Origin of the sequence: Acetobacter senegalensis (assembly GCF_001499615.1) — a bacterium.
In the GTDB taxonomy this organism is placed as follows: domain Bacteria; phylum Pseudomonadota; class Alphaproteobacteria; order Acetobacterales; family Acetobacteraceae; genus Acetobacter; species Acetobacter senegalensis.
This window is the reverse complement of sequence record NZ_LN606600.1, coordinates 83,186-96,181: the sequence shown is the minus strand read 5'-3', so window position 1 is coordinate 96,181 and position 12,996 is coordinate 83,186. Positions and strand designations below refer to the sequence as shown.

Here is a 12,996-nt window from a genome sequence, read left to right as displayed (position 1 = left end):
AGGGAACCGTGCGCGGCATGATAAAGGGAGTATGAGGGATCATGTCTTTACGTGAACGCCTGATGGCTGATCTGAAAACGGCAATGAAGGCCGGAGAAAGCGCGCGTGTGGCGGCTATCCGCATGATCACCGCCAAGCTGAAGGATGTGGAAATTGCTGGCCGCGCCAAAGGGGCGGAAGGCCTGAATGAGGATGAAGCCATTTCCGCCCTGCGCGGCATGGTGAAGTCCCGCACCGAATCCGCCACCATGTATCGGGATGCCGGGCGACCGGAACTGGCCGAGAAGGAAGAGGGTGAAATTGCCGTTATCCGTTCCTATCTGCCTGCCGAGATGGATGATGCCGCACTTGAATCTGCCGTGAAGGAGGCTATTGCCGCAACCGGGGCCGCTGCCATGAAAGACATGGGCAAGGTGATGGGTGCGCTGAAAGCCAAATTTGGTGCAGGGCTGGATATGGGCCGCGCCAACGCGGTGGTGAAGACGCACCTGAGCTAACGGGAGCAGGCAGGGATACGGGGCGCGCAGCGTGATTCAACAGGCAGGAGGGCTGGCATAATATGGCGATCGAGCCGGGCTTTCTGGACGAACTGCGTGCGCGTACCCCTCTGACATCCGTTATCGGGCGGCGGGTCAAACTTGTTCGCTCCGGCAAGAACTGGAAGGGCTGCTGCCCCTTCCATGGTGAAAAAACGCCATCGTTCTATGTGTATGATGATCACTTCCACTGCTTTGGCTGTGGCGTGCATGGAGATGTGATCTCTTTTGTCATGCAGATGGAGGGTAAGAACTTTCCCGAAGCGGTTGAGGAGCTTGCGACCTCGGCCGGGATGGAAGTGCCCAAAGATACCCGCCGTTCTCACGAGGAGGTGGCGCGTAGCCAGTCTCTGGAAGATGTGCTGGCGCAGACGCAGGCGATCTGGTCCAGCGCATTATATGCTCCTGCGGGCAAGGCAGGGCTGGATTATCTGCTGGGACGCGGCCTGACACGCCAGACCATTGAGGATTTCGGGCTGGGCTGGGCGGGCGATGGTCGTGGCGGCCTGAGTGCGGCGCTGGCGGCCAAAAACATCACCCCCCAGATGATGGCGGAAGCCGGCCTGATGCGGCTGGATGATGAGGGACGACCAAAGGGCGAACTGTTCTGGGGCCGGGTGACCTTTCCCATTCGGGACAGGAAGGGGCGGCTTGTTTCCTTCGGGGGGCGTATTCTTGGCGATGGTCAGCCCAAATATCTGAATGGGCCGGAAACAGCCCTGTTTTCCAAGCGGCGTCTGCTGTTTGGTCTGGACAAGGCGCGGGCCGCCGTCAGGGCGCCTCATCCCAAAGGCACACCTCCCACTGATCTGATTGTGGTGGAAGGGTATATGGACGTGATCGGCCTCCATCAGGCCGGATTCAGGGGAGCCGTCGCGCCGTTGGGAACCGCCCTGACCCCCGAACAGTTAGAGGTTTTATGGCAGGTCGATCGGGCACCCATCCTGTGTTTTGATGGGGATGCAGCGGGGCGGCGCGCAGCAGCGCGCGCGGCTGAGGTGGCGCTGCCTTTGCTGAAAGCCGATCACACCCTCCGGGTATGTCTGTTGCCAGAGGGTGAAGACCCGGACAGTCTGGTGCGTAGCCGGGGCCAGCAGGTGGTGGGGGAAATGTTCGCCACGGCCGCGCCTCTGGCGGATGTGCTGTTTGATCTTCTTGCCGGGGGTATCAGCAACCCGGGGCCGGAAGAGCGGGCGGCTCTGCGCCACAAATTGGTTGAGGCGGCAGGCCTTATACCGGACAAGGCTCTGGCGTCCGAATACCGTTCGACTCTGCTGGACCGTTTTTTTGAGACGTTCCGGCGTAGGAAGGGAAAGGGCGGAGGCGGGGCATTTACCCCGGCGGCGCGGCCAAGTATCGGTGATGGAAAGCCGGTGGTGCTGGATGCCATGCAGGAACGGCAGCGTATCCTGCTGGCGTTGCTCCTCCGTTATCCGGAAGTTGTGCCGGAGGTGGAAGATGCTCTATGCCGCCTGAGTCTCCCTGATGCCTTCTCCGAGGTGCGGGGACTCCTGCTTGATCTCTCGGCCGAGGGAGCATTGCCGGAGACAGGCGAGGCTCTTCTTTCAGCCCTTGAGGGGGAAGAGGAAGAAGAGATGGTGCAGCAGGTGTTGAGGGGAGGTCCGCTTCCGCTTTCATTTGAGGAAAAGGACTCTTCTCTGGCTGTGGCGGTAAGAACACAGTGGTGGCATTTTTACGGTTTGCTGAATTTTTCTCAATTCCAGCAGGAGGTTGAGCAGGAAGTGGCCCGCTTCTGGCAGAAGGGCGGAGATTCGGCGGAATGGAAACGATTACAGCCCCGTCTTGAGGCGCTGGCACGCCTCAAACGAGGCGAAATGGAAGAGCATGGGCTCTAGGGCGCAGGAACATTCAGGGAGTGTTCCCCTTGACTTCGGAGGCAGGATATCCCACGTCCTGCCCGCCCTGGAAAACTGAACAGTATGTATGGTGAGCTGGTCGTTCTGCATTCCTGTCAGAATGCAGGCGGGGAGGGAGCAGGTCTGGCATGGCGACAAAAACGGCATCAGGTAACGTAGCGCAGGCAGAGCAGGATGGTGACACCACCCTGCTTGATACGCAGTCTGCCGCGGTCAAGAAACTGATCGCGAAAGGGCGCGAGCACGGGTGCATCACGTTTGATGAACTGAATGCTGTCCTACCGCAGGACAAGATGTCTTCAGAGCAGATTGAAGATATCATGGCCATGCTCTCCGAAATGGGCATTCAGGTGGTGGAAAGCGAGGAAGGCGAAGACGCTGAAACCGCCAAGGCAAATACTGCCGAAGGCGAGGAAGCGGCTGAAGAAGACGCCGAAGAAGCGGAAACCCCGACAGGGAACGTCAACGCCGAGAATCTGGGCCGCACGGATGATCCTGTGCGGATGTATCTGCGCGAGATGGGCACCGTTGAGCTGCTCTCCCGCGAAGGCGAAATTGCGATTGCCAAACGGATTGAGGCTGGCCGCGATGAAATGATTGGTGGGCTGTGCGAAAGCCCGCTGACGTTCCGCGCCATCATCTCCTGGCATGAGATGATCCGTAACAATGAAATGCTGCTGCGTGACATTGTGGATCTGGAAGCCATGCAGTCTGGCGGCAACCCGCCCGGCGAAGGTGAGGAAGGTTTCGAGAGCGACGAATCGGAAGAGTCAGACGAGGCGGAAGCCGAAACTGAAACCGAAGGCGAAGTAGAAGGTGAGGGCAGCGGTCTCTCCCTGTCTGCGCTGGAAGAAAAACTGAAGCCTGAAATCCTCGCGCATTTCGAAGAAATTGAACCGCTTTACGAAAAACTGCGTCAGTTGCAGGTGCAGCGCATTGAAGCGCTGACCGCAGGGGAAGCAGTGGAAGACCAGTCCGAGCTGGTTTATGCCCAGTTGCGCGATGAACTGGTGGGCAAGGTGGAGCAGGTTCATCTGCACAACAACCGGATTGAAGATCTGGTGATGCAGTTGAAAGAGATGTTCCGGAGCCTGAATGTTCTGGAAGGCCGCATGCTGCGTCTGGCAGAAAGCTGCCGCGTCTCCCGTGAGGACTTCCTGCTCAAGTATCGCGGGCGCGAACTTGATCCCTCATGGATGGATATGGTCTCCGCGCTGCCGGGCAAATCCTGGAAAAACTTTGTCGCCAAGCATAGCGATACCGTGGTGGACCTGCGGAATCAGGTTGCCCAGCTTGCGCAGGATACGGGCCTGCCCATTGGCGAGTTCCGTCGCGTCTATGCAACGGTGGCTCGTGGTGAACGTGATTCTGCGCGCGCCAAGAAGGAAATGATTGAAGCCAACCTGCGGTTGGTGATCTCCATTGCCAAGAAATACACCAATCGTGGCTTGCAGTTCCTTGACCTGATTCAGGAAGGCAATATCGGCCTGATGAAGGCGGTGGATAAATTTGAATACCGCCGTGGCTACAAATTCTCCACCTATGCCACATGGTGGATTCGTCAGGCCATCACCCGTTCTATCGCGGATCAGGCGCGCACCATCCGTATTCCGGTGCATATGATCGAAACCATCAACAAGCTGGTGCGGACGTCCCGCCAGATGTTGCATGAGATTGGTCGGGAACCTGCGCCGGAAGAACTGGCTGAAAAGCTGGGTATGCCGCTTGAAAAAGTTCGCAAGGTGCTGAAGATCGCCAAGGAGCCGATCTCTCTTGAAACCCCGATCGGGGACGAAGAAGACAGCCATCTGGGTGACTTCATTGAGGATAAAACGGCTGTTATTCCGCTGGATGCAGCTATTCAGACCAACCTGCGTGAAGCTACAACCCGCGTTCTGGCCTCCCTTACCCCGCGTGAAGAGCGTGTGCTGCGCATGCGCTTCGGGATTGGCATGAACACGGACCACACGCTGGAAGAAGTTGGCCAGCAGTTCAACGTGACGCGTGAACGTATTCGTCAGATTGAAGCCAAGGCCCTGCGTAAACTCAAACACCCGAGCCGTAGCCGCAAGCTGCGTTCCTTCCTGGATGATAACTAAGATCAAAATTACGCCGCTTGAACCCGTAACCCGCATGAAGGTGACCGTCACCTTCATGCAGATGACCAGCCCTCCGCGTGGGACGCCCCTTTCCCTGCCGGAGGGCTGGTTCATTGAGGACGATGTAAAGCCCACCATTGCAGAATACCGCATGCTTCAGGACCGTGTGGGGCGGGACTATTGCTGGTGGATGCGGCAGGCGGCTTCTGATGCCACCTTGGGCACATTTCTGGCGACGGCTCCTGTGCAGATCGGTCTTTTGCGCCAGGGCGAGGCCGTTCGGGGTTTTTTTGAACTCGATCTGACCAACCCGCTTGATATCAACCTTGCCTATTTCGGCCTGTTTCCTGATGCGGTCGGGCACGGGGTAGGGCGTGCCTTTCTGGATTCCGTCGTGCGGAAGGCCTGGGGGCAAGGGACGCTCACGTTGCGGGTGAATACCTGCACGGCAGATCATCCGCGCGCCTTGCCGCTGTATCAACAGGCTGGTTTTGTGATTGTGCGGGCGGTGGAAGAAGTGTGGGATGTGCCGCAACGCCTTGGTCTGACCATTCCGGAAAAATTTCTGGTCTGATTTTCTTGCTATTTTGCGTGGAATGTGGTTAGCACGCCATCTTCCCTGCCGGATGCGTGGCATCGCACCGGCTATACCCGTGCTTTTGTAAAAGGAAGCGCTGCCTGCCGGAATGGTTCGGCGCAGTCGGGTTGACCTTATCCGAAGGGAGACACAATGCCGCTTTATGAAACCGTGCTGATTGCGCGGAATGACATTTCCCAGCAGCAGGTTGATGCCATTGTTGATGGCATCGTCGCTCAGATCGAAACCGACGGTGGTAGCGTTCAGAAGCGCGAATACTGGGGTCTGCGTACTCTGGCTTACCGTATCAAGAAGAACCGTAAGGGCCATTACGTGCTGCTCGGTCTGGATACGAAGTCTGAAACGCTCAAGGAAGTCGAGCGCCAGCTTTCCATCAATGAAGACATTCTGCGTCTGCTGACGCTGCGTGTTGAAGAAATTGACGAAGCACCGTCCCCGATCCTGTCCCGCAAGGGCGATGATCGTGGCGAACGCGGTGGCTTCCGTGGGCCCAAGCCCGCCGGACGCTTTGAAAGCGGCCGTGGCCGTCGTTCTTCCGAAGACCGTGAAGAATACCGCGCCCGTGATGAAAAAGCAGCCGATACGGCTGGCAACGAAGCGGAGTGATGCAGCATGTCTGACACGATGGAAATCAATCCCGCCGCCCGCCGCCCGGCTGTAGGCGCCCGTCGCCCGTTCTACCGTCGCCGCAAGTCCTGCCCGTTCTCCGGCCCGAACGCGCCGAAGATCGACTACAAAGACGTGCGTCTGCTGAGCCGTTTCCTGTCCGAACGTGGCAAGATCGTGCCCAGCCGTATTACGGCCGTTTCCGCAAAGAAGCAGCGTGAGCTGGCACAGGCTATCAAGCGTGCCCGTTTCCTGGCCCTGCTTCCCTACGTGATGAGCTGAGAGGGACGAGATCATGGCTGCTACAGAAGTGATCCTGCTTCAGCGCGTTGAACATCTGGGACAGATGGGCGATGTGGTGAAGGTTCGTCCGGGTTATGCCCGTAATTTCCTGCTGCCGCAGGGCAAGGCCATTCGTGCAAACGAAGCCAACCGTTCACGCTTCGACCGTGAACGTGCCCAGCTTGAAGCACAGAACATCAAACGTCGTGAAGAAGCCGAGCGTCTTTCCGAACGTATGGATGGTCTGGCAGTGATCCTGATCCGTCAGGCTGGTGACAGCGGCAGCCTGTATGGCTCCGTTTCTCCGCGTGATGTGGCTGAAGCTGTTACGGAAGCTGGTTTCACCATCTCCCGTCAGCAGGTTTCCCTGGCTCATCCGATCAAGTCTCTTGGTCTGTATGAAGTGAAGGTTTCCCTGCATCCGGAAGTCACCGTGCCGGTTATCGTCAACGTTGCCCGTTCTGCTGAAGAAGCTGAACGTCAGGCACGTGGCGAAGCGACCAGCGTGGAAGAAGAAGCCGAACTGGCTGGCGATGAAGCCGTTATTGAAGGCGAAATCGTCACTGACGAAGCTGAAGTCGCTGCAGAAGAAAAAGATACGGTTGCTTAATCGTTTTTTTTCTTGTTGCTGACAGGAAAGAGGGTCCGGAAGTAATTTCCGGACCCTTTTTTTTGGCTTATGGTGCCCCGAAAATTGGGCATGAAGGAGCCAGCACGGATGAACCGACTTCTTGACCGGATCTTGCGGCATTTTATCTCGTCCGGCCGCCTGCACGTGGCGTGGCCTGATGGGGCGCAGACTGTGTATGAAGGCAGCAAACCAGGGCCGGAAGCCGGTATGGAGCTACTTGATTCGGCCAGTGCAAGGGCTTTGGCGCTCAACCCAGGGCTTGCCTTTGGTGAGGGGTATATGAATGGCGGCATTCGCCCAAAGGGATGCACGCTGTATCAGCTACTTGATCTGCTGATGCTCAACGCCATGTCTCCCGGCCATCTGCCGGAGCAGATTGCCGCCAGCTTCCGCTATGCCTGCCGTGGCTGGATTCAGTTCAATCCCGTCAAGCGCGCACGGCAGAATGTTGCCCATCATTATGACCTTGATAGCCGGTTGTATGATCTGTTTTTGGATAAGGATAAGCAGTACTCCTGCGCCTATTTCCGCCGTGGGGACGAGACGCTGGATGAAGCACAGGAAGCCAAGAAGCGGCATATTGCGTCCAAGCTGCTGCTAAAGCCCGGCATGGAAGTGCTGGATATCGGGTGCGGCTGGGGCGGCATGGGCCTTACGCTGGCGCGGGATTACGGTGCCATTGTCACCGGTATCACGCTTTCCGAGGAGCAGTTGACCATTGCCCGCCAGCGTGCGCGCGATGAAGGGCTGGAAGGGCGTGTGCGCTTTGAGATGCTGGATTACCGTAATCTGCATCGCCGGTTTGACCGTATTGTCTCCGTAGGCATGTTTGAGCATGTGGGCGTGCGTCACTACGGCGAATTTTTTGATATTCTGAAAAACAGCCTTGTGGATGATGGGGTGGCCCTTGTGCATTCCATTGGGCGGAATGACGGGCCGGGCACGACAAACCCCTGGATCAACAAATACATTTTCCCCGGTGGCTATTCTCCTTCCCTAAGCGAGGTTTTTACCGCCGTTGAGAAATCAGGCTTGTGGGTCACGGATTGTGAAATCCTGCGCCTGCATTATGCAAAAACCATTGCCATCTGGCGGGAGCGGTTTGCGGCCAACCGGGCGCGGGCCGTGGCACTGTATGATGAGCGTTTTGCGCGGATGTTTGAATTCTATCTGGATGCGGCGGAACTTTCCTTCCGGGTTCAGGGGCATATGAATTTTCAGCTCCAGATTTCACCGGGCATTGATGCCGTGCCTCTGACACGAGATTACATGGCCGAAGCCGAAGGGCCTGTGTCCCAATAGGGCGATTCTTCTTCTGCCAAAGGCGGATGAGAGATGACTCTTATCCGCCTCATGGCAGTGGTCAGAGGAAAAGCACCCGAGTGGAGGCTTTTGAAACAATCTCTGGATATCTAGGTCACGCCTCTCACGCTCTGCATGATGGACGAATTCCTGCTCATACGGGCTGGTATCAACCGACCAAATATTTTCTGTTTTCGACGAGATGGCCTTCCGCGCCCTGCCTCAATAGGTTTCTGACATTGTGAGGCGAGGGAATGAGGTTGGCGCGGCAAGGCAGGTTCGTCCTGTGTGGGCAAGGACGCAGACAACCTTGTTTCGCTTCTGCATGGCTGCTTTCATGTCCAAGGGCAGTGCCCAGGAACCATTCGTGCCTAAATAGATGAGCCCTGCGGTATATCAGAGCCCTCTCAATGACTTTTTTCACACCAGCTTTTTGTAGATGCAGAAAGGCAGCGTCAGGCTTGGCGGGACAGAGCCAGATGCGCTTTGGCGAGGTGATCGAATTCAGCCACGCTCAGCGTTTCAGCCCGACGGGTGCCATCAATGCCTGTTTCGGCCAGAAGTCGTTCCCCTTGCAGGCTTTTCAGGGAACCACGCAGCATTTTTCGGCGCTGTCCGAATGCTGCGGCTGTTACCCGCTCCATCGCCTTGAACAAGGCGGGCTCAGGCTGTTCTGGATGAGGAATAATGCTGGCCACGGCAGACCATACGGCTGGCGGCGGGGAAAACGCGCCCGGCGGCAGCTTCATGACAATGGCGCATTGTGCACACCATTGGGCCAGCACCCCCAGACGACCATAATGCTCGCTGCCCGGAAGGGCGCAGATGCGTTCTGCCACTTCCAACTGGAACATCAGTGTCAAACGTTCCCACGCTGTTCCCTGACGCAGCCAGCCAATAAGAAGCGGAGTGGCAACATTGTAGGGCAGGTTAGCGACAATATGGCGGGGTGCCGGGCACAGGCGTGTCAGATCCTGCTTCAGGGCGTCCGCTTCCACAACGGTGAGCCGATCGGGGAAGTGAGTGGCGAGTTCCGTGATGACCTTTACGGCACGGGTATCAAGTTCCACTGCGGTGACAGACGCTGCAGGCGTGGCCAGCAGAGCGCGGGTCAGGCCACCGGGGCCGGGGCCAACTTCCACCACATGCCGCCCATCCAGCTTGCCAGCCAGAGAGGCGATACGGGTTGTGATATCGGGATCAAGCAGAAAGTGCTGGCCAAGAGCCTTGCGCGCATCCAGTCCGTGTCGGCTGATAACATCACGCAGGCTCTCAAGGGCAGGGAACAGGGTCTTAAACTCCCCGAGGCTTGCCGTGCACATCCACGATCATGGCGCGACGGTGCAGATCACTATCAAGCTGGCGGGCTGTCTGTTCCACACGTTCGTTCATGAGCTGATCCGCAATTTCACTGGGGGGACGGTCAGCAAAGTTCTTTTCTTTTTTCGAGCAGACCATGATCAGGTCGATCCCGTCTGAGGAAACCAGAGGGCGCGAGAGCTTGTTGAGCGGCATGGACAGCATCAGGTCACGCATTTGCGGGTTCAGGCGTTCAAGCTGAAGCTCACCGGGGTCAGTCGGGCGTTTTTCACCATTCTGCTTATTGATTGCCTCAACCTCGGCACAGGAAGAAACCGTCTGCGTGTAGTGCATTGCCTTTTGCAGGGTCTGCTGCTGCTGGGGGGTAACCTGCGCGGGGTTCAACTGGGTATCAAACGGCAGGAAGGCCTGCCGGATGGTCGCCACATGGCCGGGCTGATGCCCGATAACACGCTTGCCGTTCACGCTGATGATGACAAAGCCACCGGGAACCGTAATGGGGTTGGAAATGGCCCCCACGCCAACCGGCATCTGCTTGACCATGGCGACCACGGCAGGGTCAAGCTCATCTTCCTGAACCCAGCCCATGGAGCCGCCATCAAGTGCTGTCTGGCTTTCAGAGAACTGTGCAGCCACAATCGGGAAAGGTGCCCCTTTGCGGAGTTCCTGAATGACGGTGTTTGTAAAGGCCAGTTCTTCTTCCGCGTGGCGGGGATCTTCCACCCGTACAAAGATTTCACTCAGATTGTATTCAATCCGCCCGTCTTCCCGTTTCAGGGCTTCTTCACGCTGGGCAATTTCCCGCGCTGAAACACGGCCACGGGCACCCAGTTCCTGCCGCAGCACCTGCACCCAGCCAATCTGCACCCGAATCTGATCAATCAGGGTGGTCAGAGAAACGCCGTCTTCAGCCAGTTTGTCCCGCAATGCGTTTTCAGGCATGCCGTTGCGCCGTTCAATGCCTGCAATGGCGGCAGCGATCTGTTCCGGGGCAACATTGATATGACGGCTGAGAATTTCCTGTGTGCGCAGGCGTTCATCAATCAACTGACGGATGATCTGGGGCCGGAGGCGGTCCATCAGCTCCGCGTTAACGGGCAGGCCGGTGGAGAGTGCGAACAGTTTGCCACGGTTATCAACGTCCCGCTTGGTGAGCGGAATGCCGTTGATAACCCTGATGATCATATCGTCAGGCTCAGGCGCGGCAGGCTGTTTGGCAACAGTTTTCTCTTTTTGGGCCGCATGATGGGATGTAGCGGCCAGGGCCGCCCCACCAAAAGCAGGAACAGTCAGCGCGGCAAGAGAGCACGCCAGAGTAAGAGAGCGCAGACGCATGCGGGACAGTCTTTCAGCTTTCTGCCGGAAAAGGAGCACAGTTTCTGATAGCGGAGAGAGCACGATTTTTGAAGCAGTTCTTATTTCAGGCCGAACGCTCCAAGCGTTTTGAGGCTGACTGTAAACAGATAGGTGGAGTTACGCTGCTGGCCACCGATGGAGGTGTATTGTTTGAGATACATGAAATCAATGCCGAAGCAGTCATTATTGTATCCGATATCTCCACCCAGAGATACAAACTCTTTGCGCGAGAGGCTGCGCCGCGCAAAGCCGGACAGATGCCAGTTTTCCCAATCGGTTGAGAAACCGCCGCTCAGCTCACTGGTTTTGACGTAGTAAAGAGCAGGCGGGTTACTGTCCCGATAATTGGTGGCGTAATAGTAGTACGGGGTTACGGGTTCATACACATAGCCACCGCGAATACGGAAATGCGGCACGCCAGCGCTGAACAGCGCATCACCGAAGTTGACCTTGGTGGTGTAGGGGTCAAGCCGCATGCGGGCGTTGAAATCAAAATACTGGTTGGGTGAAACGCGCGCCCGCATCACGAGGTCAGACGCATGGTGGTCCAGCCCGGAATAAGGGATGCGGTCATGCGTGATGTGTTCCTGAAAACTCTCCCCGGCCAGAAGATCCACTTCATGCCCGTCCCACGTCCAGTTGGCATGGATACCCACATTGCCGCGCAGGCCGCCGTCCAGCCGGTCCGTGCCCTGATAGCGGTTGAGCGAGAACAGGGTGGAATCTGTGAATTCATACGCCAGACTGTCTTCGTTCGGGATCAGATCATTGGCGCCAGCGCCCGTGTTGGGGGCGTAAATGCCTTGCACAATGGGTTCAATGATCTGGGAACCGCGACCGTGCTCAAATGTGCGGACAAATGGCCAATTGGTTTTGAGGGCAATGGTCGGCAGAACCTGCCCGCTCGTAAGGGTTTTATGGTTCTGATAATAGTTGGGCTGCTGGTAAAGCTTACGGGCCCGGTAGACCATGGAATCCAGATGCAGGGTAAGCAGGAACTGCTGACCCAGACGGTTACGGAACGGGCGGTCCCAGTTAAGGGCCATCTGGCTGCGGATGTCGGACGTGCCGTTATTACGCTTCACGTTGAAGTCTGTGGTGGACACACCAAAACGCCCACCCCATGCATCGGGCTGGCCGAGGAAGCTGTAGGTATAGCGGGGCAACACGAACGGCAGATCGGTATTGCGGATAACACCCTGGTTCAGGCCCTGATAGAACTGGCCATCCACACGGCTGTAAGATCCTGTGCCAAATCCTTCCAGATAGGCGTTGGAGTTCAGGGTGTCTGACCCATAGCCCTGAATACGGTAATCACGCATGTAATCGGCGGATGTCGCCACATTAACGTTGGCTCCGGCGCGCCAGTATTTGTTGATGGCAAACTGCGCGTTGGCAAACAGATAGCCCTGTACACCATGACCGCCGCCGCCTTCCACGTCGTGACCAAAATCGTTGGTGTAGGAATCGGCGCGGTGGGTGTCATACGCCAGCCCGCCCTGAATGTTCAGGGACCCGAAATTGAAGCGGTTACGATACTGCGCGCTGATCTGTGGCCCTGTCTTGGTAGAGAACAGGCCCTGCATCGTCATGTCCGACTGATCATCAATGACCCAGTAGTAGGGGATGGTGAAATACGTACCCAGATAGCGGTCATGAGGGGTGATGCCGGGCATGAGGAACCCGCTGTGCCGTTTGGCTGAGGGGTCCGTCATGGAGAAATAGGGCAGGTAGATGACCGGAATGCCCAGAATATCCAGATAGGCATCCCGGAAGTCGATTTTTTGGTGTTCCAGATCCTGCGTGGCGTCAAAGGCGCGGAACTGCCAGAACGGCGCGCGCGTTTTGTCTTTTTCGCAGATTTCACAGGCCGTATAGACGGCGCGGCTCATGTCATTGAGCTTGCCGCCGGTGCGGCGCATGCCATTGGCAGCCAGTTTGGCGTTTTCAGGCAGAACGGCGTTGACATGCTGCATGATACCATCGCGCATGTTGCCGCTGAGTTCAGCATAATGGGCATACAGCACGGAGCCATCCGGCTGCACTGTGGCCACGTTGCCCCGTGCCGCAACAACGCCTGTATCGCGGTCATAGACAATCTTGTCCGCCCGCATCACATGATCGCCCTGCCAGACCTGTACGTTGCCGGTCCAGGTTACGGTGTGCTCGTTATCATCATAGTCCACCTTGTCGGCCTGGAAGGTGGCGGGATCATCAGAGGACGTCGTGCGGCCCGTGTTCAGGTGCATGGGCTGCGGCCGAAACTGGGCGTGCGCTTCTCGTGGCGGTTCAATGACCGCATATGCCGCCACGCTGCCCAGCGCCGTTGCGGCGGCCAGTGCATGCCTGCGGCGTAGCCGCCGCGCGCGGGAAGGCCGATAGGCCACGG

At 57.4% G+C, this 12,996-nt stretch carries 11 protein-coding genes; 8 read left to right on the top strand and 3 right to left on the bottom strand.

What is annotated here, in order from left to right; all coding sequences use genetic code 11:
• The first annotated feature begins 41 nt into the window (after positions 1-41).
• The 8 genes from ASN_RS00420 (at position 42) to ASN_RS00385 (ending at position 7,931) form a co-directional block, all read left to right on the top strand.
• Complete coding sequence (locus ASN_RS00420; RefSeq protein ID WP_058986904.1) at positions 42-497, top strand: GatB/YqeY domain-containing protein; 456 nt, start codon at positions 42-44, stop codon at positions 495-497.
• A 62-nt stretch (positions 498-559) separates the two neighbouring features.
• On the top strand, positions 560-2,392 hold the full coding sequence (gene dnaG / locus ASN_RS00415) for a DNA primase (protein ID WP_058986903.1): 1,833 nt from the start codon (positions 560-562) through the stop codon (positions 2,390-2,392).
• Positions 2,393-2,541: 149 nt separating this feature from the next.
• Complete coding sequence (rpoD, locus tag ASN_RS00410) at positions 2,542-4,512, top strand: RNA polymerase sigma factor RpoD (RefSeq protein WP_058986902.1); 1,971 nt, start codon at positions 2,542-2,544, stop codon at positions 4,510-4,512.
• Positions 4,502-5,086 (top strand): GNAT family N-acetyltransferase, encoded by a 585-nt coding sequence (locus ASN_RS00405; RefSeq protein ID WP_058986901.1) that lies wholly within the window; start codon positions 4,502-4,504, stop codon positions 5,084-5,086. The genes rpoD and ASN_RS00405 overlap by 11 nt, the downstream gene beginning before the upstream one ends.
• A gap of 156 nt (positions 5,087-5,242) precedes the next feature.
• The gene (gene rpsF, locus ASN_RS00400; RefSeq protein WP_006557019.1) at positions 5,243-5,716 is read left to right on the top strand and encodes a 30S ribosomal protein S6; all 474 of its coding nucleotides are present in this window, start codon (positions 5,243-5,245) and stop codon (positions 5,714-5,716) included.
• Positions 5,717-5,722: 6 nt separating this feature from the next.
• The gene (gene rpsR, locus ASN_RS00395; protein ID WP_006557020.1) at positions 5,723-5,998 is read left to right on the top strand and encodes a 30S ribosomal protein S18; all 276 of its coding nucleotides are present in this window, start codon (positions 5,723-5,725) and stop codon (positions 5,996-5,998) included.
• A gap of 13 nt (positions 5,999-6,011) precedes the next feature.
• Positions 6,012-6,608: a 50S ribosomal protein L9 gene (rplI, locus tag ASN_RS00390; protein WP_006557021.1), complete on the top strand. Its 597-nt coding sequence runs from the start codon at positions 6,012-6,014 to the stop codon at positions 6,606-6,608.
• 108 nt (positions 6,609-6,716) lie between these two features.
• Positions 6,717-7,931: an SAM-dependent methyltransferase gene (locus tag ASN_RS00385; RefSeq protein ID WP_058986900.1), complete on the top strand. Its 1,215-nt coding sequence runs from the start codon at positions 6,717-6,719 to the stop codon at positions 7,929-7,931.
• Positions 7,932-8,386: 455 nt separating this feature from the next.
• Here ASN_RS00385 and rsmA read toward each other — a convergent pair whose 3' ends face one another.
• The 3 genes from rsmA to ASN_RS00370 all read right to left on the bottom strand — a co-directional run bounded on the left by rsmA (position 8,387) and on the right by ASN_RS00370 (position 12,994).
• Positions 8,387-9,253 (bottom strand): 16S rRNA (adenine(1518)-N(6)/adenine(1519)-N(6))-dimethyltransferase RsmA, encoded by an 867-nt coding sequence (rsmA, locus tag ASN_RS00380; RefSeq protein WP_058986899.1) that lies wholly within the window; start codon positions 9,251-9,253, stop codon positions 8,387-8,389.
• Positions 9,225-10,586: a peptidylprolyl isomerase gene (locus tag ASN_RS00375; RefSeq protein ID WP_039903107.1), complete on the bottom strand. Its 1,362-nt coding sequence runs from the start codon at positions 10,584-10,586 to the stop codon at positions 9,225-9,227. The genes rsmA and ASN_RS00375 overlap by 29 nt, the downstream gene beginning before the upstream one ends.
• A gap of 80 nt (positions 10,587-10,666) precedes the next feature.
• Positions 10,667-12,994 carry an LPS-assembly protein LptD gene (locus ASN_RS00370; protein ID WP_058989026.1) on the bottom strand — a complete coding sequence of 776 codons (2,328 nt, stop codon included), beginning with the start codon at positions 12,992-12,994 and terminating at the stop codon, positions 10,667-10,669.
• Between the last annotated feature and the right edge of the window lie 2 nt (positions 12,995-12,996).

Bases quoted from the DNA above. Each gene is read 5' to 3' on its own strand.
- ASN_RS00375 (WP_039903107.1), bottom strand. From the start codon at position 10,586: ATGCGTCTGCGCTCTCTTACTCTGGCGTGCTCTCTTGCCGCGCTGACT.
- rsmA (WP_058986899.1), bottom strand. From the start codon at position 9,253: ATGTGCACGGCAAGCCTCGGGGAGTTTAAGACCCTGTTCCCTGCCCTT.
- ASN_RS00405 (WP_058986901.1), top strand. From the start codon at position 4,502: ATGATAACTAAGATCAAAATTACGCCGCTTGAACCCGTAACCCGCATG.
- rpsF (WP_006557019.1), top strand. From the start codon at position 5,243: ATGCCGCTTTATGAAACCGTGCTGATTGCGCGGAATGACATTTCCCAG.
- rpsR (WP_006557020.1), top strand. From the start codon at position 5,723: ATGTCTGACACGATGGAAATCAATCCCGCCGCCCGCCGCCCGGCTGTA.
- rplI (WP_006557021.1), top strand. From the start codon at position 6,012: ATGGCTGCTACAGAAGTGATCCTGCTTCAGCGCGTTGAACATCTGGGA.
- ASN_RS00385 (WP_058986900.1), top strand. From the start codon at position 6,717: ATGAACCGACTTCTTGACCGGATCTTGCGGCATTTTATCTCGTCCGGC.
- ASN_RS00420 (WP_058986904.1), top strand. From the start codon at position 42: ATGTCTTTACGTGAACGCCTGATGGCTGATCTGAAAACGGCAATGAAG.
- dnaG (WP_058986903.1), top strand. From the start codon at position 560: ATGGCGATCGAGCCGGGCTTTCTGGACGAACTGCGTGCGCGTACCCCT.
- rpoD (WP_058986902.1), top strand. From the start codon at position 2,542: ATGGCGACAAAAACGGCATCAGGTAACGTAGCGCAGGCAGAGCAGGAT.